Raw genomic sequence first — 23,920 nt, 5'->3', positions numbered from 1 at the left:
TACTATTGTCCTAGTTTTTGAAGGAAGCATGGCGAATTGGCATCGCTCGTATGCGTTCTTACGACAAAGCTATATGTTTCTGTCCGCAAGACAGGTCCGTTTACGAAGCCTGCATGAGAGGCCTCACATCGCACAGGCGCCGGCGAACCTACGCTTGGCACAGCATCACTCAGCAAGCTCATAACGACGAACGACTCACCGAAGCCACTATAACGGGTGTAGTCGCGGGCGGCCCATGCTTCGCAAATTGAAGCCGGCAGATCGCATTGCTCGACTAGGGTTAGATAAGCGTCCAACAGTTCGGTTTCGTCCTGCCAATCCAGGTTGAAACGCCGATTCATTTCGGTATCCATATACTCGCGCAGTTCTCTCTGGAACGCTTGCGATTCAGCTCCAGACATCTCCGTTATTTCGTGACCTTTTTCGCTGACATAGCTCTCGACAAACTCCCGAATGGCTTCAGAATAGGCCCTATACGGATTTTCAGCTGCGACCCCTGTCGCCAGCCAAAACGAGACAAACAAGACAAAGATGTTCTTCACCGATCAATCTCTCCGAATACGATGTCGAGCGTGCCGATGATGGCCGCGACGTCGGCAAGTTGGTGGCCTTTGCACAGGTAATCCATCGCCTGCAAATGCAGATAGCCCGGCGCGCGCAGCTTGGCGCGGTAGGGTTTGTTGGTGCCGTCGGCCACAAGGTAGACGCCGAATTCGCCCTTTGGCGCCTCGACGAAGGCGTACACCTCGCCCTCGGGCACATGGAAGCCTTCGGTGTAAAGCTTGAAGTGGTGGATCAAAGCCTCCATCGAGGTCTTCATCTCACCGCGCGTCGGCGGGGTCAGCTTGCCGCGGGCCAGCACGTCACCGGGGGTTTCGCGCAGCTTTTCAATGGCTTGCAAAATAATCGACGTCGATTGGCGCATCTCCTCCATTCGGCACAGATAACGGTCATAGCAGTCGCCGTTCTTGCCGACAGGGATCTGAAATTCAAACTCGTCATAGCATTCATAGGGCTGCGCGCGGCGCAGGTCCCAGGCAAGGCCCGAGCCACGAACCATCACGCCAGAGAAGCCATAATTCTGGATGTCTTCTTCAGTCACGACGCCAATGTCTGCGTTCCGCTGCTTGAAAATCCGGTTCTCAGTCAGCAGCCCGTCGATATCATCCAGCACCTTCGGGAACTCTTTGGCCCAAGTTTCGATGTCATCGATCAGATCATTCGGCAGGTCCTGATGCACCCCACCCGGGCGGAAATACGCAGCGTGCAGACGCGCGCCACACGCACGCTCATAAAACACCATCAGCTTTTCACGCTCTTCAAAGCCCCAAAGCGGCGGCGTCAGCGCGCCCACATCCATCGCCTGCGTGGTGACGTTCAGGATGTGGCTGAGGATGCGGCCAATCTCGGAATAAAGCACCCGGATCAGCGACGCGCGACGCGGCACTTCCACACCGGTCAGCTTTTCAATCGCCAGACACCACGCATGCTCCTGGTTCATCGGCGCCACGTAATCCAGCCGGTCGAAATACGGCAGGTTTTGCAGGTAGGTCCGGCTCTCCATCAACTTCTCGGTGCCGCGATGCAGCAGCCCGATATGCGGATCGCAACGCTCGACAATCTCGCCGTCCAGTTCCAGCACCAGACGCAAAACGCCATGTGCTGCAGGGTGTTGCGGGCCGAAGTTAATGTTGAAATTGCGGATTTTCTGCTCGCCTGTCAGGGCGTCGTCGAAATTGGTTCCGTCCATCATTTCTCAACCTCCATATCGGCAAACATCGCAAAGATCTCTGCCTCGGTCATCTTGTTGCGCTCGCCCTCCAAAGCGTAGCTCGACGGCTTTCGATCAATGAAAAGCTCCATCCCGATCTCGAACTGGGACGGGTCCTCAAAGCACTGGATCGACACGTGCTGGTTCTTGCCGTCTTGCGTCTGCCAAAGCAGGGATGAGCCGCAGTCCTTGCAAAACACCCGCTCGCCCCATTCCGAGCCTTTGTAGGACCCCAACGGCGCGCCTTCCTTGAACTTTACAGACTCGCCGCAATCAACCGACAGATAGACCCCGCCGGACCATTTCCGGCACATCCCGCAATGACAGGCCCCTGCCCCCATCGGGCCAAGCTCGGCCTCAAAAGTGCTGGCACCGCACAGGCAGGATCCGGTCAAGCTCATGCCTTCTCCTCGGTCTTCTCATCACCCGGAAGGATATATTCCGCCCCTTCCCACGGCGACATAAAGTCGAACTGCCGATATTCCTGCGTCAGCGAAACAGGCTCATAAACCACACGTTTTTGCGCCTCGTCATAGCGAACCTCGGTATAACCCGTCGTCGGGAAATCCTTGCGCAGCGGATAGCCGCGGAACCCGTAATCGGTCAGGATCCGGCGCAGATCGGGGTGGCCAGTGAACAGGATACCGAACATATCGAACACCTCGCGCTCGAACCAGTTGGCCGAGGGGTGAATTTCGATGATCGACGGCACCATGTCTTCCTCGCGAATGCTCACGCGCAGACGAATGCGGTGGTTCTGATACATGCTCAGAAAGTGGTAAACGACGTCGAACCGCTTGTCGCGGCTGGGATAATCCACCGCCGTGATATCCACCAAGCTTGAGAACTGGCAGGTCCGATCCGCCTTCAGAAACTCGACAAACCCGGTCAGCGAAGACGGCGCCACGTCGATATTCAGCTCGTCATGGGTGACGTCCCAAGACAGCACACAATCGGGCCGCTTCAGCGCAATATGGGTGCCCAGTTCTTGCAAAGCGTCAGTCATATCAGTCCCCTAGCGGATCAGCGTGCCCGTGCGGCGGATCTTCCGCTGCAACTGGAGAATGCCGTACAAAAGCGCCTCGGCCGACGGCGGGCAGCCCGGCACATAGACGTCCACCGGCACGATCCGGTCGCACCCGCGCACCACCGAATAGCTATAGTGATAGTAGCCACCGCCATTGGCACACGACCCCATCGAGATCACGTAACGCGGCTCGGGCATCTGGTCGTAAACCTTGCGCAGCGCAGGCGCCATCTTGTTGGTCAACGTGCCAGCCACAATCATCAGATCAGACTGGCGCGGGGAGGCGCGCGGCGCGGTTCCGAATCGCTCCATATCGTAGCGCGGCATGGCGGTGTGCATCATCTCGACCGCGCAGCAGGCCAGCCCGAACGTCATCCAGTGGAGCGACCCGGTGCGCGCCCAGTTGATGATATCCTCGGTCGAGGTCAGCAGGAAACCCTTGTCCTGCAACTCGCGGTTCAGCTCTTGCGTGGCAACCTCGCGGTCCGCCCCGGCGGTATTTCCGTTCGTCGAAATCTTCGCCTCACCTACTCCCATTCGAGCGCTCCTTTTTTCCACTCATAGGCAAAGCCCACGGTCAAAACGCCCAAAAACACCATCATCGACCAGAACCCAAGCATGCTGATGTCTTGGAACGCCACCGCCCAGGGGAACAGGAACGCGATTTCCAGATCGAAAATGATGAACAGGATCGCGACAAGGTAGAACCGCACATCAAACTTCATGCGCGCATCATCAAACGCGTTGAACCCGCATTCGTAGGCGCTGACTTTCTCGGGGTCCGGGTTGCGCACGGCCAGAACGACAGCGGCGAGGATCAACACGAGCCCCAAGGCGATGGCGAGACCCAGAAAAACGACAATCGGGAGGTATTCGCTCAGCAGCTCTTCCACGATTTTGGCTCCTTTTCATGCGGAGGGACGCATGTTTGCTTGGCTTGCTCTGGTATCTATTCCGGTGCGTGGTGAGGGTCAACGGGAAGTGGGAGCGGTTTGGGGTCGCGGGGATGGTCTGGAGTAATTAGCCAGCTGCAATTGAAGCCGAAGGGGAGTGAAACACTGAGAACCCGGCGATGGCAGGTTTTGCCGGAATAGAGCTGATACAGTTCCCAAAAAGAAATCAAAACCGGGCCTCTTCTCAACCGACCAGAGCGAAGCGCCTTTTGCAGAAGGTGAAAGAAAAATGAACGCTATAGACACTTTTTCTCTTTTCGCTCGTAGCAGATAGCGCGTGGCGTCTCCCAATTGGCATGCTATAGGCAAGACTGATAAATTGGACTGGCAAGCTGATAGACGTCTTGCAATGCTCACTTTCGACGGGTCCGGCATGAGAACATGGTTGATAGCTATTGGTTGGGCCACAATAGCTGGTACCGCAGCAGCCGACGTTCTCATTTGCTCGAGCCTAAAGCACTTCGATGCACTCATCTTACAAGATTTAAGTCGCGATCAAGCGTTCGAAACTGACAAAACAATCATAACTGAGTGGGAGGTAGGTGATAAGCTTCCTTTAGGCGTCACCGAGTTCATTATCGCAATACACAAAGACGACTTTATGCTTGGATGGCAGTGCGCCAATTCATTGGAAAGCGTTGCCCCGGGCGTGGTCGATCAACTATTTAGCACTGCGGCAGAGGTCGGCACTTACAATCGCGAAATCCCGAAAATTCCTTGGGAATTTTTACCTCCGGAATTTGCCGAACACTCAGTGGGTCCAACAGTCTCCTCCATTCGCTCAGTTGTCGGCGACAATGTCGCAGGCAAAGTCATAGTTTCAATTATGCCAGAGCCTGACATCTCTTTTTGGGCGATTGAAGACTTCTTCAGCCTTCCATTTGACTACTGCAATAAAAACGAAACTTGTGAATCGACCAACACGAAGTAAACCTGCTCACCGCCCCCTAAAGAACCCCTCAACCCCGTCCCGCGCCTCATCACTCTCCCACTGCACCCGCAGCGCCTCAATCGTCTCCGCGATAACGTCCTCCCCCAAATCCGGCCCCAACCGCCGCGCGAGCCGCTTCGCCGCTGCAACAGCACCCGGTTTGCACGCCAAATAAGGCGCGACCTCGGCCTCCACGGCCGCGTCGAGCGTATCCGCCGGCACCGCCTTTGCCAAAAGCCCCAGCGCCACCGCCTCCTCTGCTGCGAAGACCCGCGCCGACATGAAGACGCGCCGCGCCATCCCCTCGCCCATGCGAGCCACCACATACGGGCCGATGGTCGCCGGGATCAGGCCTAACCGTGTCTCCGTCAGCCCTAGTTTCACACCGTCCACACCAACCGCCACATCGCAGATTGAGATCAACCCGACCCCGCCGCCAAACGCATTGCCCTGCACCCGCCCCACCAGCGGTTTGTCTAACTCATTCAACGCCTTGAGCATCATGGCCAGCTTGGTCGCCTCCGCCACGCGCGTCGGCCCATCCGCCTCCATCTGCGCCTTCATCCAGCCCAGATCACCGCCTGCGCAAAAGCTTTTCCCCGCGCCTGTCAGCACGACAACCCGCACAGCCTTGTCCGCGCCCAACACCGCCGCCGCCTCGGTCAGCTCACCGATCATCTGTCCCGACATTGCGTTGTGCTTTTCAGGCCGGTTCAAGGTTAACAAAGCCACGCCGCGCCCATCGACGGCCAGATCCAACGTCTCAAACACCGCGCATCTCCTTTGCCATCTCCGCCGCTTTGGCCAAAGCCTTAGCATCCAGCCCGGTCTCAAAGCCCAGCGCCCTCAAATGCCTGTCCACCGCTTCTGTTGCGACATTCCCTGCCGCCCCCGGCGCATAGGGACACCCGCCCAAGCCGCCGACCGCCGCATCAAAGACCCGCACGCCGCGCGCCAAGGCGACATCGACATTCTCCAACGCGCGCCCAGATGTGTCGTGAAAATGCCCCGCCAAACGCGCCACATCCACGGCATCACAAACCGCTGCCAACATCGCGTCTACCGCGTCCGGCACCCCGCGCCCGATCGTGTCGCCCAGCGATACTTCGTGGCAGCCCATCTCGATCAAGGCCTTGGCCACACGCACCACCGATGCTGGCAAAACCGGGCCATCATAGGGGCATTCCACCACGCAAGACACATAGCCGCGCACCGGAACGCGTGCCGCGTCAACAACCGCCCGCGCCCGTTCGATACTCTCCGCAACCGAGCAATTGATGTTCGCCTTTGAGAACCCTTCCGACGCGCTCAAAAACACGGCAACCTCGTCGGCCCCTGCCGCCTCTGCATCCGCCAACCCGCGCAGGTTCGGCGCCAGGGCGACATAGCCCACACCCTCTGCCCGACGCATCGCATCCATCACCGCACCGCTATCGGCCATCTGCGGGACCCATTTCGGAGACACGAAACTTGCTACCTCGATCCGCCGGAACCCCACGCCGGAGAGCGCATCCACCAGCGCCACTTTGCGCGCCACCGGAATCACAGCCGCTTCGTTCTGCAGCCCGTCCCGCGGCCCGACCTCGTATATCTCAACGACGTCAGACATCCGACCACACCGGATAGAAATCCTGCGCATACAAGCGCCCGTCGTCCGGAGGCAACGCGGCCTGAAACCCCGCCCGCTCCGTGATCCGCGCATACCAGGCGGACAGCTTCGGATAGGGATCAAGTTTTACGAAATGCTTGGCCATATACACCGCCTGCCCGACACCGATATCCGCGGCCGAAAACCCCGACGTCAGCAAATAGTCCCGCTGCTCCACCGGTGTGTCGAGCCGCGCTTCAATCGCGTCGAAACATTTGCCGATCCGCTTGGCTTCGATCTTCATCACGACGGGGGAGCGCATGGCATCCTCATAAAGCGCCACATGCTGCTGGGTCAGTGCCGCCGTATGCTGCGAGATCGTCTCTGCAAAATGCACCCAATTCAGCCAATCCATCCGGTCCAGATCACCCGGCGCGCGCCCCAAACCGGCCTCGGGAAACCGCTCGCACAGGTATTCGACGATCGCGCCGCTTTCAAACATGACCTCCCCGTCGATCTGCAGCGCAGGCACTCGCCCGACTGGATGCACGGTCAGATACTGATCAGATTTCAGCGTCTGGTCAAAGGGATAGATGACGACTTTAAAGTCAACTTCCAGCTCATTGAGCAACCAAAGCACCCGCATGGAGCGTGTCTGGTGACAATGATGCAGCGTTATCATGCGTCCTCCAACCGGATCAGCGCGGCCCCGGCTTCGACCTGCGCGCCTTCGGTCACCAGCACTTCCGCGACAACCCCGTCGCGCGCCGCGACCAGAGCGTGTTCCATCTTCATCGCTTCCAAAACAACCAGCGCGTCGCCCTTCGCAACCTCGGCGCCCGCGGTAACGGACACGGCCCGCACCAAGCCCGGCATCGGCGCTTCGATCAGCGAGGCGTCGCCGCCAGCACTGGCATCGCGGGCCAGCGGGTCAATCAGATCAAAGTGATAGGCCGTCTGTGCAAAGACAGATACAACGCCGTCGGTCAGGATCACATCCGCAACGCTTTTTGCGCCGTCCACGCGCCAGCCGTCATCACGCTCGACAGAGACGACCGTAGCGCCGACCGACACCTCGAACTGCCCCGCGCCTTGCACGCTGACCCGCGCGGTGTGCTCCCCCAAGACCACCTCACGCACCAGAGGTGTCCACAAGGCAAACCCTTCAAAATCCGATCCGTGATCCAACCCAAGCGCGCCGATTGCGGCCAGTGCCATCACCTCTGCCGAGGGGTCTGGCACCGCGACCAAAGCGTCCAGATCTCGCCCGATCAACCCGGTATCGACATCGCCTGCCGCAAAGCCCTCGTGATCCGCCAAGGCTTGCAGAAACGCCAAATTCGTCACAGTTCCAGAGACTTGCGTGCCGCGTAACCCGGCCCGCAGCTTTGCCAAAGCCACGTCGCGCGTCTCTCCTGCGACGATGACCTTTGCGATCATCGGGTCGTAAAAGGGCGAAATTGTATCGCCCGCGCGCACCCCGCTATCGGCGCGCACCCCCTGGGGAAAGACCAGATGGGACAACGTGCCCGTCGCGGGCAAGAACCCCGCCGGAACATCCTCTGCGTAAAGCCGCGCTTCGTACGCATGGCCGTGCAAAGGAATGTCGTCCTGCGCGCTTGGCAGACCCTCGCCCGCCGCCACACGCAGTTGCCACGCGACCAGATCAACGCCCGTGACGGCCTCGGTCACCGGATGTTCGACCTGCAACCGCGTGTTCATCTCCATGAACCAAAAGCCATCCACGCGCAGCCCGTCAGAACCGTCGACGATGAACTCCACCGTGCCTGCGCCCTTATAGCCGATAGCCTTCGCCGCTTCGACCGCCGCTGCCCCCATCGCGGCGCGCATTTCGGGTGTCATGCCCGGCGCAGGCGCCTCTTCGATCACCTTCTGGTGCCGCCGTTGAAGCGAGCAATCGCGTTCATAAAGATGCACCGCATCGCTGCCGTCGCCAAAGACCTGCACTTCGATATGGCGCGGCTTGGAGACGAACTTCTCCACCAGAACCGCATCGTTGCCGAAGGCTCCCTTCGCCTCGCTGCGCGCGCTGGCCAGCCCTGCCGCGAACCCGGATGCATCATCGACCAGCCGCATGCCTTTGCCGCCGCCCCCTGCGACAGCCTTGATCAGCACCGGATAGCCGATTTCATCGGCGGCGTTTGCCAGCACCGCATCGTCCTGATCGGCACCGTGATATCCCGGCACGACAGGCACGCCCGCCTTCTCCATCAATTCCTTGGCCGCATCTTTCAGCCCCATGGCGCGGATCGCATCCGCGCTTGGCCCGATAAAAACCAAGCCCGCCTTTTCAACCGCATCCACGAAATCCGGGTTTTCCGACAAGAACCCGTATCCCGGATGGATCGCTTCTGCCCCCGTCGCCAATGCCGCCTCGATAATCGCGTCGCCGCGCAAATAGCTTTCAGCCGGGGTCGCGCCGCCGAGTGATACCGCCAGATCGCACGCCGCCACGTGCGCCGCGCCTGCATCGACGTCCGAATGCACCGCGACCGTCTCTACGCCCATATCGCGGCAGGTCCGCGCCACGCGGCACGCAATCTCGCCCCGGTTCGCGATCAGGATGCGCCGAAACATCAGGCGTAATCCTCGATCAGTCGGAACCGCTCGCACATCAGCATCATATGCGGTTTGAAGAGGCCATTACGCTTGAAATACGCGGTATAACCTTTGCGCCAATGTCCCAGATCGCGAAACTCGCCTTGAGCGGCGACAAATTCCTCATCCATCTCTGAGAATTTGCGCTGCGTGACCTCGACCGTCTCCAACATCACCGCAGGCGTGCCGTCCCAGTTCAGCGCAATATCGCGCCGCCCCACGCGGGGCATCACATCATCGCCTTCATACACCTCCATCGCTTCGCAGGTCGCCGTTTTCTGACCAGAGCGCACAAGAGCTAAGATTTCGTTACACAGCGCCTCACTGTCACCAAAACGGAACGTGTCCGCATCCGGGTTGGCGTCGATCAACTCCTGAAGGGTCATGATATCTGTCCTAACCTGTCCATACCCAAGCCATACCCGAGCCATACGTTTTCCATACGCAAACCATACGGCCTGTCCCTACATCCTGAACACGCCAAAACGCGTGTCCTCGATGGGCGCATTCAAAGCGGCAGACAGGCTTAACGCCAGCACATCGCGCGCTTTTCTGGGGTCTATAACCCCGTCATCCCAAAGCCGCGCGCTGGCATAAAGCGGGTGCGATTGCTCTTCAAACATCTTGATCGTCGGGGCCTTGAACTTGGCCTCATCTTCCGCCGACCAGCTTTCGCCCGCACGCTCCAAAGCGTCGCGTTTAACGGTCGCCAAGACGCCCGCCGCCTGTTCACCGCCCATGACAGAGATACGGGAATTGGGCCAGGACCACATGAAGTTCGGCTGATAAGCCCTTCCTGCCATTCCATAATTTCCAGCTCCGAAAGAACCTCCAACCACCATGGTGATCTTCGGCACAGATGTCGTGGCAACCGCCGTCACCATCTTCGCCCCGTGCCGCGCGATGCCTTCGTTTTCGTATTTGCGGCCCACCATGAAGCCCGTGATATTTTGCAAGAACACCAAAGGGATTTTGCGTTGCGAGCACAGCTCAACGAAATGTGCCCCTTTCTGTGCGGCCTCGGAAAAGAGCACGCCATTATTCGCCACAAGGCCCACAGGGCAGCCGTTGATATGGGCAAAGCCCGTGACCAAAGTCTCCCCAAACCGCGCCTTGAACTCATCAAAGCGAGAGCCATCAACAACCCGTGCAATCACCTCGCGAATGTCATAGGGCGTGCGCAGATCGGCAGGGACGACACCCAATAATTCTTCGGGGTCATAAGCCGGCTCTTCTGGTGTTTCCCATTGCACAGTCAAAGGCTTATCGAAGTTAAGTGATCCCACCGCCCGGCGCGCCAACGCCAAGGCATGCGCATCATCTTCGGCCAGATAATCCGCGACACCCGACAGCCGCGTGTGCACATCGCCACCGCCCAGATCCTCGGCTGTGACGACCTCTCCGGTCGCGGCCTTCACCAGCGGCGGGCCTGCCAGAAAGATCGTGCCTTGGTCTTTCACGATGATCGTCACGTCGGACATCGCGGGCACATAAGCACCCCCCGCCGTGCACGATCCCATCACCACGGCAATCTGCGGAATGCCCTTCGCGCTCATCTGTGCCTGATTGTAGAAAATCCGCCCAAAGTGATCGCGATCCGGGAACACCTCATCCTGATTGGGCAGGTTCGCCCCGCCGGAATCCACCAGATAGACGCAAGGGAGGCGACATTCTTCGGCAATCTCCTGCGCTCTTAGGTGTTTCTTAACGGTCATGGGGTAATAAGTGCCACCTTTCACAGTGGCGTCGTTGCAAATAACCATAACCTCCTGGCCTTGAACGCGGCCCACACCGGCAATCACGCCAGCACAAGGCGCCGCGCCGTCGTAAAGCCCATGCGCCGCTGTTGCGCCAACCTCCAGGAAGGGCGATCCGGGGTCCAGAAGCCCGGCCACGCGGTCACGGGGCAGCATTTTGCCCCGCGAGACGTGGCGCGCGCGGGATTTTTCGCCGCCACCCGCAGCGGCCCACGCGGCGGCTTCTTGTACAACAGCCAAGGCCTCAAGATGTGCCGCGCGGTTCTTTTGAAACGCCTGCGATGAGGGCAGCGCTTGGACAGAAAGCTTCACTGCTTTCCCTCCCAAGTCAATCCGAAGGCGAGATAAAGAAAATAAGCTCCAAAAAAAAGTGAGGCTAAGAAAAGAAATGCGAAAATGATTGGTAGCCAATAGGAAAGAAAAATCCATGCGTCAGATGAATTATACTTTCTGATTAGCTCTGCTTCATCAGCTTTGTCTGTCTCAAACTCTCGTGAAAGATTTCGCCGCAAATATATTTTTTCAAGATCAAAAACTGCTTCCCCAGAACGCTCCAGAAGCGAAAAGTTAATGTAAATCAAAAAGTTAGACACCAAGGCCAAGACTACAGAACCAAAGAAGAAAATGCCGGATAAGAAGGCGTATTCAACATTTAACTCAGACGACATTCCAAGCATTGCTGGAATGAAAAATAAACCTCCGCCCGAAACAAGAAAGGCATTCTTAATTACTAACGTACCGTATTCGTAAGCTCTTTCAGAGGTATTTTTACCAAAAGTCTCATACTTCCACCGTATCTCAGCCAGTCCCTCTTTATAGGCATCATTTTCTTTTACGGTCGAATTGTTCACAGCATGGTTCCCATCATCTCGCGGCCCACAAGCATGCGCCTGATCTCGGACGTGCCTGCGCCGATCTCCATCAGCTTGGCATCGCGGAACAGGCGCGCCACCGGGCTGTCGTTCAAAAACCCCGCCCCGCCCATGGCCTGCACCGCCTGATGAGCCTGTTTCATCGCCTCCTCCGAGGAATAAAGCACGCAAGCCGCGGCGTCCTGGCGGGTCACCTCGCCGCGATCACAGGCCTTTGCGACCTCGTAGACATAAGCGCGGGCGGAGTTCATCGCGGTATACATATCCGCAATTTTGCCCTGCATAAGTTGAAAGTTTCCAATGGATTCGCCGAATTGCTTGCGCTCGGCCATGTAGGGCATGATTGCGTCCAGACAGGCGGCCATGATGCCGGTGCCGATGCCTGCGAGCACAACGCGTTCATAGTCGAGCCCGGACATCAGGACCTGCACACCGCGTCCCTCTTCGCCCAGCACATTCTCAAACGGGACTTCAACATCCTCAAAGATCAGTTCTGCCGTGTTCGAACCACGCATCCCCAGCTTGTCGAAATGGGGCGAGGTGCTGAAACCCGTCATCTCTTTCTCGATCAGGAATGCGGTGATGCCTTTCGATCCCATATCCGGGTCCGTCTTGGCGTAGACAACAAGCGTGTCGGCATCCGGGCCGTTGGTGATCCAATATTTGTTGCCGTTTAACCTATAGTGATCATTGCGCTTTTCTGCGCGCAACTTCATCGAGACAACGTCTGATCCCGCCCCCGCCTCGCTCATTGCCAACGCGCCGACATGCTCGCCCGAGATAAGGCGCGGCAGGTATTTCTCTTTCTGCGCATCGGTGCCGTTCAGCTTGATCTGGTTCACACACAGGTTCGAATGCGCCCCGTAAGACAACGAGACCGAGGCAGACGCCCGCGCAATCTCTTCAACAGCGACGGTATGCGCCAGATAGGACATGCCCGCGCCGCCATAGGCTTCGTCGACCGTGATGCCCAGAAGGCCCAATTCGCCCATCTCGCGCCAAAGATCAGCCGGAAAGATATTGGTCTGGTCAATCTCGGCCGCCATCGGCTTGACACGATCCTGCGCCCAGCGGTGGACCATTTCACGCAGTGCGGCAACATCTTCGCCCAGATCGAACGTCATCGACGCCATGAACATTGCAAATCCTCCCATGCGCTTATTGAACGCTTGTTCATTTATAGCGGAGGAGTCGGCTCCGTCAAATCATTCCGCTGCCATTTGAAACGCGCGCGCGACCTCGTCTCGGATGATCCGGGCGATCAGAGCGCAATCCTCAAGGCTGAATGTCAACGGCAGGCGCATATCCAGAATGCCGTGCAGGACCCTGTCGGTCTGTGGCATCGGCTGCGGATTGGCATAGCGCCAGCTGTCGTATTTCGAGGTGAAGGCCACCGGGTCTTCCGCGCCGAACCATTTCAATTCCACCCCTCGGTTGAGGCAGCCTGCGATCACGCGGCGGATGGCGTTCTCGTCCCAGTCGAGCAACAGGAACTGAAACGACGACATCACATAATCTTCCGCCTCGGGGCGATGCGGCAGATAGAGACCGGGTGTCTGCGCCAGCCCGTCTTCCATCACGCGGTAGCGCGCGTTCCAGCGGTCACATTGCGTGGCCAAATCCTGCAATTGCGGGCGCAAGATCGCGGCGCGCAAGTTGTCCATGCGGCCTGAAATATTGGGCGTTTCCAAGCGGATATCCTCGAATGTCTCGACCGGAGGTGCTGCCCCGTGACGGCCATACATCATATAGCTGCCCGACAGCATCACGGCCCGCGCCATCAGCTCTGGATCATCCCCGACCAGAAAACCGCCTTCGCCCGAGTTGACGTGTTTGTACGTCTGGCACGAATAACAGCCCAGCACGCCATGACGTCCGGACCATGTCCCGTTCCATTTAGCGCCCATCGTGTGCGCGCAATCCTCGATCACCGTGATGTCACGCGCTTCGCAAAGCGCCATCAGCGCATCCATATCCGCGATGTGGCCGCGCATATGGCTGAGCAGCAAGACGCGGGCCTGATCGGCCTTCGCCGCCAGATCCGTCAGATCAATTGTCAGATCCTCGGTCACTTCGACGAAGACCGGGGTCGCACCGACGCTGGCAATCGCCCCAGGCACCGGGGCCAATGTGAACGCGTTGGAAAGCACCTTGTCGCCTGCTCCAATGCCGCACGCGCGCAGGGCCGTGGCCATCGCATAGCCACCAGACGCCACGGCCAGCGCGTATTTCGCGCCCATCAGGCTGGCAAATTCCTGCTCCAGCAGATCAGCCTCGGCAACCTCATCGGGGATCGTATTGTACCGGTGCAGCCGACCGTGACGCAGCACGTCCAGCGCGGCAGCGATCCCTGCCTCCGGGATCGGTTCTTGCTGGGTGAAACTGCCTGTGAAGACTTCGGTCATACGCATGAGTGTGCGCCCGTTTGCAGCGTCACGTCAATGGAGAGGCGCGACATCATATCGTCGTAAATGTCAATGCGCGAAACCATTTTACCCGCCATGCTTTCCAACATGATCAAACTGCATGATTTCAGCGAGAGCCTGTCTTGGGACGGGCTCGACGAGGCGACACAGCGCCAAGCGCATCTGTGTCTGATGGACCTGATCGGGGTGGGGTTTGGCGGCGCACAGACCGAGCTCGCGCGCATCATCACCACCCATGCGGCGCGCCAGTTTGGCGGATCTCATAGCGTGCCTTTCAGCGATCAGACAGCCAGTGCCGCCGGGGTCGCCTTGGCGACGGGCATGACAATCGACGCATTGGATGGGCATGACGGGTTTAACCCGTCGAAAGGCCATATCGGCTGCGGGGTCGTCGCGGGGCTGTTTGCTTTGGCGCAGGAGGCGCGGATCGACGACGGCAAAGTACTTTTGGAAGCGCTTGTTTTTGCTTACGAAATCGGCGCACGCCTTGCGATCACTTTGCATGAGACGGTGCCGGACTACCACACATCAGGCGCTTGGGTCGCGGTCGCGGTGGCGGCTATGGGGGCGCGGATGCTTGGCCTGCCCCCCGCACAGATGGAGCATGCAATGGGCATTGCGGAGTATCACGGACCGCGCAGTCAGATGATGCGCTGCATTGACCATCCAACCATGGTCAAGGATGGCTCTGGTTGGGGCGCGATGGCCGGTGTCAGCGCGGCGCTGCTGGCGCGCGACGGCTTCACCGGTGCACCTGCCCTCACAGCGCATGGCCCCGCTTGGGAAGATCTGGGTGCGCGCTGGTATATCCATGAGCAGTATTTCAAGCCTTATCCTGTCTGCCGTTGGGCTCAGCCACCGGTGGAAGCCGCGCTTGCCCTGCGCCGCCAGCACGGTCTGGTCTCCACCCAGATCAAAGCCATCGAGATTGCGTCGTTTCACGAATGCACCCGCCTGGCCACGTCCTTGCCCGCCAGCACCGAAGACGCTCAGTATTCCACATCCTTTCCCTGCGCGGTCGCCTTTGTGCGCGATGGCATTGCGCCGTCTGACCTGACCGGCGACGCGCTGAAAGACCCAGAGATTTTGCGCTTGTCGCAGGCCACCAAGATGGTCGAGGCCGAGGAGGCAAATGCGGCCTTCCCCCTAACGCGGCTCGCGCAGGTGCATCTGACATTGCAAGATGGCACCCGGCTGAGCAGCGATTGGCATCAGCCCCGATGGGATCACGACGCGCCACCCACCCCATTGGAGTTACGTGAAAAATTCGACGCTTTGGTTCGCCCGGTTCTGGGCATACAGGACACGGATCAGCTCGCAAACGAGATCATGAGCTTGGCAAATGGCACCTTCGCACCGCTTCTCGGCCTCTTGGCTCAGCCAATCAGACCGGCCACTACGGCATCCAGTTGATCGTAGTGATCCAAAAGCGCTTCCGGCTCCAGATCCGCGACCGCACGGCCTGTGGGGCCAAACGTAACCAGCACCGATGGCACCTTCGCCGCAGCGGAGGTCTTGCGATCCGTCACGGTATCGCCCACCAAAAGCGACAGGTTGCGCGTGCCGCCGACCCGGTCAACCGCCTCAAAAAACGGTGCGGGGTCGGGCTTGCGAACTGGCAAGGTATCGGCCCCGACCAAAGCACCGAACGCACCGCGCACGCCAAGACGCTGCATCAGCGTTTCGGCCAGACCTTCGGGCTTGTTGGTGCAGATCGACACGGCGTAGCCGCCTGATTTCAAACGCTCCACCGCTTCCATCGTGCCGGGATAAAGCACTGTGTGCCGGTCAATATCCTGCGCATAGGCGTCCAAAAGAATGGGATATTGCCGATCGACTTCATCCTCACCATGCCGCCCGGCCCGCTCGAATCCCAGCCGCAGCATGGCCCGTCCGCCTGCGAAAGCCGTCGCGGCATCGTCTACCGGGTCCAGCAGATTGCCCAAATCAAGCCCTTGAAAACAAGCGTTCGCAGCCGCGATTAGGTCTTTGCTGGTATCGGCCAACGTGCCGTCGAGATCGAAAACAACTGTGCGCATAAGGGCCTCGCTGACACGTTCGGTAATTGGATGTGATCCGCCCACCCTTGCGGCGCGCTGAGGGATGGATAAAACGGGGCCAAGAGAAAGAAAAGGGGCAGGCATGGCGACCGCACTCATTCTATTGGCGGCCGGTAAAGGCACGCGAATGCAGTCCGACCTGCCCAAAGTCTTGCACGAGATCGGCAATGCGCCGCTTTTGCATCACGCGATGCAATCGGCAGCTGCGATTTCTCCAACCCGAAGCGTCGTCGTGACCGGTCACGGTGCCGAGGCCGTGAAGGCCGCCGCCCAGATCTACGACCCCGAGGTCGACGTTGTTTTGCAGACCGAGCAATTGGGCACCGCCCATGCGGTCGAACAGGCTCGCACGGCTTTGGCGGGGTTCGAGGGCGACGCCATAGTGCTCTTTGGCGATACGCCCTTTATCCAACCCGAAACCTTGGAAGCGATGCTTGAGGCCCGCACTAAATATGCCGTGGTTGTGCTGGGGTTCGAAGCGGCTGATCCAGCGCGTTACGGGCGGCTTGTGACGCAAGGCGATACGCTTGAGCGGATCGTTGAATACAATGAGGCTTCGGATGAGGAACGCGCTATAACACTTTGTAATTCTGGTGTTATAGCGGCTGATTGCAATGTGCTTTTTGAGCTTCTCTCCGAGGTTGGCAATGACAATGCCGCTGGGGAATACTACCTCACCGACATTCCGGAACTGGCTCACAAGCGCGGTTTGACGGCAGGCGTCGTGCGCTGCGATGAGGCCGAAACCCTGGGCATCAACTCCCGCGCGGAACTCGCCCAGGCGGAGGGGATTTTCCAAACCCAGATGCGCCGCAAAGCGATGGAGGATGGTGTGGCATTGCAAGCGCCCGAAACAGTGCAATTCAGCGCCGATACAGTGCTGGGCCGCGACAGCGTTATCGAGCCCAATGTGGTTTTCGCCCCCGGTGTCACGGTTGAGACTGGTGCGCGCATACGTGCGTTCTCGCATCTAGAGGGGTGCCATGTCGCGCGCGGCGCGGTGGTCGGCCCCTATGCCCGCCTGCGCCCCGGCACCGAACTGTCGGAAGACGTGAAAATCGGTAACTTCGTCGAGCTGAAAAACGCCACCCTCGCCGAAGGCGCCAAGGTGAACCACCTCAGCTATATCGGCGATGCACAGATCGGCGCGTCCTCCAACATCGGGGCGGGCACGATCACCTGCAATTACGATGGCGTTCTGAAACACCAGACCGAGATTGGCGCGCGCGTATTCGTGGGATCCAACACGATGCTGGTCGCCCCTGTGAAACTGGGCGACGATGCGATGACGGCAAGCGGCTCTGTCATCACGCGCGACGTCCCGGCAACCGATCTGGCCGTGGCCCGCGCCCGGCAGGAGAACAAATCCGGCTTTGCCGTAAAATTGTTCGAAAAGTTAAAGGCTATAAAGGCCAAACGACAGAAGGACGGCTCATAATGTGCGGTATTGTAGGTGTTCTTGGCACCCATGAGGTGGCTCCGATCCTTGTTGAGGCGCTGAAGCGGCTCGAATATCGCGGCTATGACAGCGCTGGAATTGCAACCGTCAATGATGGCGCTTTAGACCGCCGCAGAGCGGTGGGTAAGCTGGTGAACCTGTCGGATTTGCTGGTGCATGACCCGCTGGCAGGTAAGTCCGGGATCGGACATACCCGCTGGGCGACACATGGCGCACCTACAGCGGAGAACGCGCATCCCCACCGCTGCGGAGACGTGGCCGTGGTGCATAACGGGATCATCGAGAATTTCCGCGATCTGCGCGCCGAACTGGCCGAACACGGCCTGACCAGCGAGACCGAGACCGACACTGAAACCGTCGCCATGCTCGCGCATCATTTTCTGAGGAATGGCGACACACCCGTCGAGGCCGCGCGAAAAACCATCGCCAAGCTGGAAGGTGCCTTTGCACTCTGCTTTCTATTTCATGGTGAAGAAGACCTGATCGTGGCCGCGCGGCTTGGATCGCCCTTGGCCATCGGTCATGGCGAGGGGGAGATGTTCGTCGGATCAGACGCGATTGCGCTTGCCCCGATGACGGATCAGGTGACCTATCTTGAAGAAGGCGACTTTGCCGTCGTCACCCGAAACAGCGTTGAAATTACGGATAAAAACGGCTCCCGCGCCAATCGACAGAAACGGCAGATTCAGCTTGAAACCGCAGGTGTCGAGAAGGGAGGCTACAAGCATTTCATGGCCAAGGAGATCGCCGAGCAACCGATGGTTCTGGGCAACGCGCTAAACTTCTACATTGGCGCGAATGACACGATCACCCTGCCCGGCGCGATTGATTTCACCAAGATCGACCGGCTGACCATGGTTGCTTGCGGCACTGCCTATCTGGCCTGCCTCACTGCAAAATATTGGTTCGAGCAGGTCGCCCGCCTGCCCGTCGAAGTCGATATCGCTTCTGAATTCCGCTATCGGGAGCCTCCTATCGCTAAAGGCACCGCGGCCCTGTTTGTCAGCCAGTCAGGGGAAACCGCGGACACGCTGGCCGCCTTGCGCTATTGCGAGGGCAAGGCCGACACGATTCTATCGGTCGTCAACGTCCCCGAAAGCTCCATCGCGCGCGAAAGCGATCTGGCCTTGCCGATCCTCGCAGGCACCGAAATCGGTGTCGCCTCCACCAAAGCGTTCACCTGCCAATTAACTGTACTGCTCACCCTCGCGATGGAGGCCGCACGACAACGTGGCACCCTGCCCCCGGATCAGCTTGCGGCCCATTTGGCGGATATGCGCGCGCTGCCCGGATTGCTCAATCAGGCGCTCCGCATCGAAAAAACCGTTCGAAAAGTATCACGAAAGCTCGCCGAAGCGCAGGACGTGATCTTTCTGGGGCGTGGCGCGATGTTCCCGCTTGCATTGGAAGGCGCCTTAAAGCTGAAAGAAATCAGCTATATACATGCCGAAGGCTATGCATCCGGCGAGTTGAAGCATGGGCCTATTGCCTTGATCGACAAGAAAATGCCCGTGGTCGTCATGGCCCCTACCGACCCGCTTTTCGACAAAACCGTGTCGAACATGCAAGAGGTCATGGCGCGCAACGGCAAGGTTGTCCTGATCTCGGACCAAGACGGGATCGCAACCGGCGGCATCGGCGTGTGGGAGCAGATTGAGATGCCTGCCGTCTCGCCGCTGCTGGCGCCCATACTTTACGCCGTGCCTGCGCAATTGCTGGCCTATCACACCGCTGTTGCCAAAGGCACCGATGTGGACCAACCGCGCAATCTGGCGAAATCCGTGACCGTCGAATGACAGTTGAAGAGGCGCTTGCCGCGCTTGGAACATCGCCAGAAAAGGCCGCTGAAATGGCCGCCTATCACAAAGTCCCCCGCGTTTACTTGGGCGTCGCGAACCCGGTAATTGACGCGTTGACAAAGACGTGGCGCGCCAACATGGATCTGGGCGCCCGCTGCGATCTGGCCGAAGGGCTTTGGGCAACTGATATTCATGAAGCACGCATCGCAGCAGCAAAGCTCTTTACCCAAGCCCGGATCAAACCCGATGACGCCCGTGTCTGGACAATCCTCCAAAGCTGGGTGCCGCAATTTGATGCCTGGGCCATCGCAGATCACGCCTGTATCGCCGGTCAAAAACGCCTATTGGCTGACCCCGCGCGGATTGACGCTGTGGCAGAATGGACCACCGCCGACCACCTCTGGACCCGGCGCGCAGCCCTTGTGATGACGTTGCCATGGACGAAACAGAATTTCCCAAAACCGCAAGAGCTTGAAATCCGTGACCGGGTTCTGGGCTGGGCAGCCAGCTATACCACTGATTCTGAATGGTTTATTCAGAAGGCTGTTGCGTGGTGGATCAGAGAGCTCTCCAAGCATGATGCCGAACGCGTCCGCGCCTTCCTCGCTCGCCATGGTGATCAAATGCGCCCCTCTCTGCGTAAGGAAGCCGGACGTCTGTTGCGCGATTAATCCTGCCGCAATGCGCGCCGCATGATCTTGCCCGTGGCGGTCATGGGCAAGCTTTCGCGCCGCTCAATCCGGCGCGGGGCCACATGAGGGGAGACCTCTTTGCGGACACGGTCGATTAACACGTCCGACAAGCCCTCCCATTCCACGCCCTCTCGCAAAACCACATACGCAACGACAATTTCGGTGCGCAGCGGATCAGGTTCACCGATCACGGCTGCCCTCAACACATCGGGATGCGCTGTCAGACAGGTCTCAATCTCGGTCGGTCCAATTCGGTAGCCAGCCGAGGTGATCACATCGTCGTCGCGGCTCGCATAGCGGAAATAACCGGCCTCGTCGCGGGTGCCAAGATCGCCCGTGCGCATCCAATCGCCTGTAAACTTCTCTGCCGTCTTCTCAGCTTTGTTCCAATATTTCAAAAACATAGAGGCACTTCCCCGCCGCACGGCGATCTCGCCCTCTTGCCCATCGGCGACGGGGTTACCGTCGCCGTCGATCACCGCCACATCATGGCCCGGAACCGCCTTGCCCATCGTGCCGGGACGCAAAACGCCAGCCCCGGCGCGCGACGTGATGACAAGATTACATTCTGTCTGGCCATAAAGCTCGTTGATCGGCGCGCCCAAAACCTCGCGGCCCCACTCCAACAGATCAGCGCCAAGGCTTTCGCCCCCCGATCCGATACTACGAATATCGACCGCATCGGGAACCAGCACATCGCGCATCAATTTGAGCGCAGTGGGCGGCAGGAACATATTGCGGATTTTATGGCGCGCAATCAGATCAAAAGCCGATTGCGGATCAAATTTGCGCATGCGCGTCACGACCTGCGGGATGCCATAATAAAGGCAGGGCATCGCGAGGTCCATCAGACCACCGATCCAGGCCCAATCTGCAGGGGTCCAGCCCAAATCGCGGGGCTGCGGCAGACCCTCATGGTGCATCTCGACACATGGCAAATGGCCCAGCAAGAAGCGATGGGCGTGCAGGACGCCCTTGGGGTCACCCGTTGTGCCAGAGGTATAAATCATCATCGCGGGGTCTTCAGCCGCCGTCGCGACAGGCGTGATCTGCGAAGAGGCCCGTTCAATATCGGCCCAGAAATCGCGGATGGGCTCTACCCCGCCCTCGATACTGAAAATCGCTTTGAGATCGGGCGTTTGATTGCTGATCGCGGTGAGCTTCTCAACCCCTTCGCTATGGGTCACCACAGCCTTCGCACCGCTATCAAATAGGCGATAGGCCAAAGCCTCGGTCCCGAAAAGCGTGAAAAGCGGCAGGCTGACAGCCCCCAGCTTCATTGCCGCGAAATGGGTGATCATCACCTCGGGCGCTTGAGGCAGCAGGACAGCCACCCGGTCGCCTGGCCCGATGCCTTGCGCGCGCAACACATTGGCGAAACGGTCGCTGGCCTCTTTCAACGCACCATAGGTCCAATCGCGTCCGTCAGGCACGATCAACGCAACACGATCAGGATCACTCAAGGCCCAGCTGTCGCAACAACGCTCGGCGATGTTGAATACAGGCGGAATACTCCAGCGAAATGCCGCGCGGGCGTCATCCCAATCGCCGTTCCAAGGGACCAGCGCGCGGGTCATTTAGCGTGCGAAAACAGTGACTTCAGGCAGCCCTGTCAGCGGAGCCTGCAGCAGCCGCATCGCGGGCAAGGACAACCGCGACCCCCCTGTCGACGGGCCGTCGATCGGGATCAGCGTCACGGCAACGCTGGTGCCGGCTGCCGGATAGGTCACGCGGCCCGGCTGCTCGGACGAGACCAGCGGTGTTTTCAGCCAAAAGCCAGGATCGGTCGGATCGCCCAGCGACGCCACCGTCGTTCCCAACGCCCTGTCTTGCGCAGGCGTTGCAGCAGCTTTGACGACCTCGGCCCGCTCCTCTGCGGTGGTCGTGTCAAACTGCTCAACTGTGCGTGCAGAAGGCGGTGGGGCTGCCGGTTTCGGCAGGGCCGCCTCAGGTGCCGCGTTTTCTGGTTCGGGGTCAGGTGCCGTTTGGGTCGCCGGGACCGCGCAGGCCGCCAGAAACACCAATGCCGAAAGAGTTCCAAATTGTCGCATCAAGCTCATATCCCTAGTCTTAACAGGGTTTTGCCTGCCCGCAACCGCCCCGCGGGCTTGTGGCCTCCGGTTTTCCCGCTTACCTTTCTAAGGATGAGCCAGCCATTGATTGACCCATTTGAGCGCGCGATTTCCTACCTGCGGGTGTCCGTCACGGACCGTTGCGATTTTCGCTGTGTGTACTGCATGTCGGAAAACATGACCTTTCTGCCCAAGAAAGAGCTGCTGACTTTAGAGGAGTTGGACCGCCTGTGTTCGACATTCGTCCGTCTGGGCGTGCAAAAGCTGCGCATCACCGGGGGCGAGCCTTTGGTGCGGCGCGGGATCATGACCTATTTCGACGCCATGTCGCGTCATTTGGAAAGCGGCGCTTTGAAAGAGCTGACGCTGACGACAAATGGCTCTCAGTTGGAAAAATACGCAGATGATCTGGCCGCATGTGGCGTGAAGCGGATCAACATCTCGCTTGATACGCTGGACGAGGCCAAGTTTGCCGAGATTACGCGCTGGGGGCGTTTGCCTCAGGTCATCAAGGGCATTGATGCGGCGCAGAAGGCAGGGCTTCGGGTCAAGATCAACACGGTCGCGCTGAAGGGGTTCAACGAGGATGAGCTATTTCCGCTCATTGACTGGTGTGCCTCCCGCGACATGGACCTGACCTTTATCGAGGTCATGCCGATGGGCGATATCGGCAATGAGAACCGGTTGGGGCAGTATTGGTCGCTCAAGGACATGCGCAAGACCATCGGCGAGCGCTTCACCATGACCGATCTGGCCGAGCGCACGGGCGGCCCAGCCCGCTATATCCGGCTTGAAGAAACGGGCCAAAAGATCGGCTTTATCACGCCGCTGACCCATAATTTCTGCGAAAGCTGCAATCGCGTGCGGATCACCTGCACAGGTGAGATTTACACCTGTCTGGGTCAGGAAGGAAAATCCGATCTGCGCGCGCCGCTGCGGGCCTATCCCGACACCGATTTCCCGTTGGAAGAGGCGATCCGGGCCGCGATTGCGCTCAAGCCAAAAGGCCACGATTTCGACTATTCCCGGCAAGAGCTTGGCGGTCAGATGACCCGCCATATGAGCCACACAGGCGGCTAATCAGCCGTAGTCAGCGCCCAAATCCGCGCGCGTGCGCGTAATCCAGTGATCTTCCAACCATGGACATGGCTTTGAACGCCGGACCCATGATCCGGAGTAGCCGTAGATGGCCTCTGACATCTTCGGACGCCCATGAAAACACACCACACGCGCGTCAGCAGGCAAAGCAGGCGCACGACAGTAGTTGCCCGGAAACGGGTTGCAGTCATACTTGAAGGACACAACGTAAGGCTCTGGAATATAGGCGAAAGCATCCTTATCCATCGCCTTGTGCGAGGTATAGCGCTGCTCTGAGCCTCGTGCCTCTTCGACGACCTTATAGGGGTCCGCCGCGAGGTCGTCATAGAGAAACCCATGCACCGCCGGATCGTATCGAAAGACCGATCCATGCCCTGTGGGCCGCCCTTTGCGCTCTTCGGTCCAGTCATGGCGCATCGCCACTTTGCCGGGGGCCATTTGCCAGATCGGAGTCAGATCGCCGGTAATCACCACATCCAGATCAAAGCCCAAAACGGACCCCTCTAGATCGGGGATTAATCCGGGCTTGAACAGGCTCACCTTGCGCATCGCGCCTTGCCGATTGGCCACCGCCAGCGCCTTGTCCATTTCATCCGCATAAGGTTCGACCGGCAGATCGAGCACCTCGATATCGGGATGAAACCCGGCGCTATCCTCGGTCATGCAGAAAAACCGCACATCGGCCTTAATATTGCGGCGCACGCCGGAATAGAGCCGGTTCACATATTCCGGCCCGAACAGCGTGCCCCATTTGATGCAGATGATATTGGCGGTCGTCATGGGGGCGGGTTACCCG

25 protein-coding genes are annotated in these 23,920 nt (G+C 59.1%); 6 read left to right on the top strand and 19 right to left on the bottom strand.

What is annotated here, in order from left to right; translation table 11 throughout:
• Nucleotides 1-2 precede the first annotated feature (2 nt).
• The 6 genes from KUW67_RS00920 to KUW67_RS00895 are packed head-to-tail and all read right to left on the bottom strand — an operon-like array spanning nt 3 to nt 3,691.
• The gene (locus KUW67_RS00920; protein WP_224823388.1) at nt 3-542 is read right to left on the bottom strand and encodes a hypothetical protein; all 540 of its coding nucleotides are present in this window, start codon (nt 540-542) and stop codon (nt 3-5) included.
• The gene (locus tag KUW67_RS00915; RefSeq protein WP_224823798.1) at nt 539-1,750 is read right to left on the bottom strand and encodes an NADH-quinone oxidoreductase subunit D; all 1,212 of its coding nucleotides are present in this window, start codon (nt 1,748-1,750) and stop codon (nt 539-541) included. The genes KUW67_RS00920 and KUW67_RS00915 overlap by 4 nt, the downstream gene beginning before the upstream one ends.
• On the bottom strand, nt 1,750-2,172 hold the full coding sequence (locus tag KUW67_RS00910) for a GFA family protein (RefSeq protein WP_224823387.1): 423 nt from the start codon (nt 2,170-2,172) through the stop codon (nt 1,750-1,752). The genes KUW67_RS00915 and KUW67_RS00910 overlap by 1 nt, the downstream gene beginning before the upstream one ends.
• Nucleotides 2,169-2,777: an NADH-quinone oxidoreductase subunit C gene (locus KUW67_RS00905; RefSeq protein WP_224823386.1), complete on the bottom strand. Its 609-nt coding sequence runs from the start codon at nt 2,775-2,777 to the stop codon at nt 2,169-2,171. The genes KUW67_RS00910 and KUW67_RS00905 overlap by 4 nt, the downstream gene beginning before the upstream one ends.
• A gap of 9 nt (nt 2,778-2,786) precedes the next feature.
• Entirely contained in the window at nt 2,787-3,335 is a 549-nt protein-coding gene (locus tag KUW67_RS00900) for an NADH-quinone oxidoreductase subunit B family protein (RefSeq protein ID WP_224823385.1), read from the bottom strand.
• Entirely contained in the window at nt 3,326-3,691 is a 366-nt protein-coding gene (locus KUW67_RS00895; RefSeq protein ID WP_224823384.1) for an NADH-quinone oxidoreductase subunit A, read from the bottom strand. Before KUW67_RS00895 ends, KUW67_RS00900 begins: the two co-directional genes overlap by 10 nt.
• 409 nt (nt 3,692-4,100) lie before the next feature.
• Here KUW67_RS00895 and KUW67_RS00890 point away from each other — a divergent pair, with 409 nt between their 5' ends.
• Complete coding sequence (locus tag KUW67_RS00890; RefSeq protein WP_224823383.1) at nt 4,101-4,682, top strand: hypothetical protein; 582 nt, start codon at nt 4,101-4,103, stop codon at nt 4,680-4,682.
• 6 nt (nt 4,683-4,688) lie between these two features.
• Here KUW67_RS00890 and KUW67_RS00885 read toward each other — a convergent pair whose 3' ends face one another.
• The 9 genes from KUW67_RS00885 to KUW67_RS00845 all read right to left on the bottom strand — a co-directional run bounded on the left by KUW67_RS00885 (nt 4,689) and on the right by KUW67_RS00845 (nt 13,923).
• A complete protein-coding gene (locus tag KUW67_RS00885; RefSeq protein ID WP_224823382.1) occupies nt 4,689-5,453 on the bottom strand; it encodes a crotonase/enoyl-CoA hydratase family protein in 765 nt (254 codons plus the stop codon).
• Complete coding sequence (locus tag KUW67_RS00880) at nt 5,446-6,291, bottom strand: hydroxymethylglutaryl-CoA lyase (protein ID WP_224823381.1); 846 nt, start codon at nt 6,289-6,291, stop codon at nt 5,446-5,448. Before KUW67_RS00880 ends, KUW67_RS00885 begins: the two co-directional genes overlap by 8 nt.
• Entirely contained in the window at nt 6,284-6,952 is a 669-nt protein-coding gene (locus KUW67_RS00875; RefSeq protein WP_224823380.1) for a glutathione S-transferase family protein, read from the bottom strand. The genes KUW67_RS00880 and KUW67_RS00875 overlap by 8 nt, the downstream gene beginning before the upstream one ends.
• Complete coding sequence (locus KUW67_RS00870) at nt 6,949-8,868, bottom strand: biotin carboxylase N-terminal domain-containing protein (RefSeq protein WP_224823379.1); 1,920 nt, start codon at nt 8,866-8,868, stop codon at nt 6,949-6,951. Before KUW67_RS00870 ends, KUW67_RS00875 begins: the two co-directional genes overlap by 4 nt.
• Nucleotides 8,868-9,275 (bottom strand): ASCH domain-containing protein, encoded by a 408-nt coding sequence (locus tag KUW67_RS00865; protein WP_224823378.1) that lies wholly within the window; start codon nt 9,273-9,275, stop codon nt 8,868-8,870. The genes KUW67_RS00870 and KUW67_RS00865 overlap by 1 nt, the downstream gene beginning before the upstream one ends.
• A 78-nt stretch (nt 9,276-9,353) precedes the next feature.
• A complete protein-coding gene (locus tag KUW67_RS00860; RefSeq protein ID WP_224823377.1) occupies nt 9,354-10,958 on the bottom strand; it encodes a carboxyl transferase domain-containing protein in 1,605 nt (534 codons plus the stop codon).
• Nucleotides 10,955-11,497: a hypothetical protein gene (locus KUW67_RS00855; RefSeq protein ID WP_224823376.1), complete on the bottom strand. Its 543-nt coding sequence runs from the start codon at nt 11,495-11,497 to the stop codon at nt 10,955-10,957. The genes KUW67_RS00860 and KUW67_RS00855 overlap by 4 nt, the downstream gene beginning before the upstream one ends.
• Nucleotides 11,494-12,657 (bottom strand): isovaleryl-CoA dehydrogenase, encoded by a 1,164-nt coding sequence (locus tag KUW67_RS00850; protein ID WP_224823375.1) that lies wholly within the window; start codon nt 12,655-12,657, stop codon nt 11,494-11,496. The genes KUW67_RS00855 and KUW67_RS00850 overlap by 4 nt, the downstream gene beginning before the upstream one ends.
• Before the next feature lie 66 nt (nt 12,658-12,723).
• Nucleotides 12,724-13,923: a DegT/DnrJ/EryC1/StrS aminotransferase family protein gene (locus tag KUW67_RS00845; RefSeq protein WP_224823797.1), complete on the bottom strand. Its 1,200-nt coding sequence runs from the start codon at nt 13,921-13,923 to the stop codon at nt 12,724-12,726.
• A gap of 108 nt (nt 13,924-14,031) precedes the next feature.
• On the opposite strand from KUW67_RS00845, the gene KUW67_RS00840 reads away from it, so the two are divergent.
• Nucleotides 14,032-15,357: an MmgE/PrpD family protein gene (locus tag KUW67_RS00840; RefSeq protein ID WP_224823374.1), complete on the top strand. Its 1,326-nt coding sequence runs from the start codon at nt 14,032-14,034 to the stop codon at nt 15,355-15,357.
• On the opposite strand, the gene KUW67_RS00835 is transcribed toward KUW67_RS00840, so the two are convergent.
• The gene (locus KUW67_RS00835; RefSeq protein ID WP_224823373.1) at nt 15,321-15,983 is read right to left on the bottom strand and encodes an HAD-IA family hydrolase; all 663 of its coding nucleotides are present in this window, start codon (nt 15,981-15,983) and stop codon (nt 15,321-15,323) included. The two genes, KUW67_RS00840 and KUW67_RS00835, sit on opposite strands and share 37 nt — an antisense overlap.
• A 103-nt stretch (nt 15,984-16,086) precedes the next feature.
• Between KUW67_RS00835 and glmU the strand changes: the two genes are divergently transcribed.
• From glmU to KUW67_RS00820, 3 genes are read left to right on the top strand one after another with little or no spacing between them, the layout of a single operon-like run.
• The gene (gene glmU / locus KUW67_RS00830; RefSeq protein WP_224823372.1) at nt 16,087-17,442 is read left to right on the top strand and encodes a bifunctional UDP-N-acetylglucosamine diphosphorylase/glucosamine-1-phosphate N-acetyltransferase GlmU; all 1,356 of its coding nucleotides are present in this window, start codon (nt 16,087-16,089) and stop codon (nt 17,440-17,442) included.
• Nucleotides 17,442-19,259 (top strand): glutamine--fructose-6-phosphate transaminase (isomerizing), encoded by a 1,818-nt coding sequence (gene glmS / locus KUW67_RS00825; protein ID WP_224823371.1) that lies wholly within the window; start codon nt 17,442-17,444, stop codon nt 19,257-19,259. The genes glmU and glmS overlap by 1 nt, the downstream gene beginning before the upstream one ends.
• Nucleotides 19,256-19,933 carry a DNA alkylation repair protein gene (locus tag KUW67_RS00820; RefSeq protein ID WP_224823370.1) on the top strand — a complete coding sequence of 226 codons (678 nt, stop codon included), beginning with the start codon at nt 19,256-19,258 and terminating at the stop codon, nt 19,931-19,933. Before glmS ends, KUW67_RS00820 begins: the two co-directional genes overlap by 4 nt.
• Here KUW67_RS00820 and KUW67_RS00815 read toward each other — a convergent pair.
• Complete coding sequence (locus KUW67_RS00815) at nt 19,930-21,531, bottom strand: AMP-binding protein (protein ID WP_224823369.1); 1,602 nt, start codon at nt 21,529-21,531, stop codon at nt 19,930-19,932. The two genes, KUW67_RS00820 and KUW67_RS00815, sit on opposite strands and share 4 nt — an antisense overlap.
• Nucleotides 21,532-22,005 (bottom strand): hypothetical protein, encoded by a 474-nt coding sequence (locus KUW67_RS00810; RefSeq protein ID WP_224823368.1) that lies wholly within the window; start codon nt 22,003-22,005, stop codon nt 21,532-21,534. It lies immediately after the preceding gene.
• Between the two features lie 93 nt (nt 22,006-22,098).
• Between KUW67_RS00810 and moaA the strand changes: the two genes are divergently transcribed.
• The gene (gene moaA / locus KUW67_RS00805) at nt 22,099-23,106 is read left to right on the top strand and encodes a GTP 3',8-cyclase MoaA (RefSeq protein WP_224823367.1); all 1,008 of its coding nucleotides are present in this window, start codon (nt 22,099-22,101) and stop codon (nt 23,104-23,106) included.
• Here moaA and KUW67_RS00800 read toward each other — a convergent pair whose 3' ends face one another.
• Nucleotides 23,107-23,904 carry a glycosyl transferase gene (locus tag KUW67_RS00800; RefSeq protein WP_224823366.1) on the bottom strand — a complete coding sequence of 266 codons (798 nt, stop codon included), beginning with the start codon at nt 23,902-23,904 and terminating at the stop codon, nt 23,107-23,109.
• Nucleotides 23,905-23,920 lie beyond the last annotated feature (16 nt).

The organism is Cognatishimia sp. MH4019, assembly GCF_020177595.1.
Taxonomy (GTDB): domain Bacteria; phylum Pseudomonadota; class Alphaproteobacteria; order Rhodobacterales; family Rhodobacteraceae; genus JAHTBL01.
This window is presented reverse-complemented; position numbering and strand designations above follow the sequence as displayed.

Bases quoted from the DNA above. Each gene is read 5' to 3' on its own strand.
- KUW67_RS00910 (WP_224823387.1), bottom strand. From the start codon at position 2,172: ATGAGCTTGACCGGATCCTGCCTGTGCGGTGCCAGCACTTTTGAGGCC.
- KUW67_RS00835 (WP_224823373.1), bottom strand. From the start codon at position 15,983: ATGCGCACAGTTGTTTTCGATCTCGACGGCACGTTGGCCGATACCAGC.
- KUW67_RS00850 (WP_224823375.1), bottom strand. From the start codon at position 12,657: ATGTTCATGGCGTCGATGACGTTCGATCTGGGCGAAGATGTTGCCGCA.
- KUW67_RS00840 (WP_224823374.1), top strand. From the start codon at position 14,032: ATGATCAAACTGCATGATTTCAGCGAGAGCCTGTCTTGGGACGGGCTC.
- KUW67_RS00875 (WP_224823380.1), bottom strand. From the start codon at position 6,952: ATGATAACGCTGCATCATTGTCACCAGACACGCTCCATGCGGGTGCTT.
- KUW67_RS00900 (WP_224823385.1), bottom strand. From the start codon at position 3,335: ATGGGAGTAGGTGAGGCGAAGATTTCGACGAACGGAAATACCGCCGGG.
- KUW67_RS00865 (WP_224823378.1), bottom strand. From the start codon at position 9,275: ATGACCCTTCAGGAGTTGATCGACGCCAACCCGGATGCGGACACGTTC.
- KUW67_RS00905 (WP_224823386.1), bottom strand. From the start codon at position 2,777: ATGACTGACGCTTTGCAAGAACTGGGCACCCATATTGCGCTGAAGCGG.
- KUW67_RS00880 (WP_224823381.1), bottom strand. From the start codon at position 6,291: ATGTCTGACGTCGTTGAGATATACGAGGTCGGGCCGCGGGACGGGCTG.
- KUW67_RS00800 (WP_224823366.1), bottom strand. From the start codon at position 23,904: ATGACGACCGCCAATATCATCTGCATCAAATGGGGCACGCTGTTCGGG.
- KUW67_RS00890 (WP_224823383.1), top strand. From the start codon at position 4,101: ATGCTCACTTTCGACGGGTCCGGCATGAGAACATGGTTGATAGCTATT.
- KUW67_RS00820 (WP_224823370.1), top strand. From the start codon at position 19,256: ATGACAGTTGAAGAGGCGCTTGCCGCGCTTGGAACATCGCCAGAAAAG.
- KUW67_RS00810 (WP_224823368.1), bottom strand. From the start codon at position 22,005: ATGCGACAATTTGGAACTCTTTCGGCATTGGTGTTTCTGGCGGCCTGC.
- KUW67_RS00870 (WP_224823379.1), bottom strand. From the start codon at position 8,868: ATGTTTCGGCGCATCCTGATCGCGAACCGGGGCGAGATTGCGTGCCGC.
- KUW67_RS00815 (WP_224823369.1), bottom strand. From the start codon at position 21,531: ATGACCCGCGCGCTGGTCCCTTGGAACGGCGATTGGGATGACGCCCGC.
- moaA (WP_224823367.1), top strand. From the start codon at position 22,099: ATGAGCCAGCCATTGATTGACCCATTTGAGCGCGCGATTTCCTACCTG.
- KUW67_RS00845 (WP_224823797.1), bottom strand. From the start codon at position 13,923: ATGACCGAAGTCTTCACAGGCAGTTTCACCCAGCAAGAACCGATCCCG.
- KUW67_RS00915 (WP_224823798.1), bottom strand. From the start codon at position 1,750: ATGGACGGAACCAATTTCGACGACGCCCTGACAGGCGAGCAGAAAATC.
- glmS (WP_224823371.1), top strand. From the start codon at position 17,442: ATGTGCGGTATTGTAGGTGTTCTTGGCACCCATGAGGTGGCTCCGATC.
- glmU (WP_224823372.1), top strand. From the start codon at position 16,087: ATGGCGACCGCACTCATTCTATTGGCGGCCGGTAAAGGCACGCGAATG.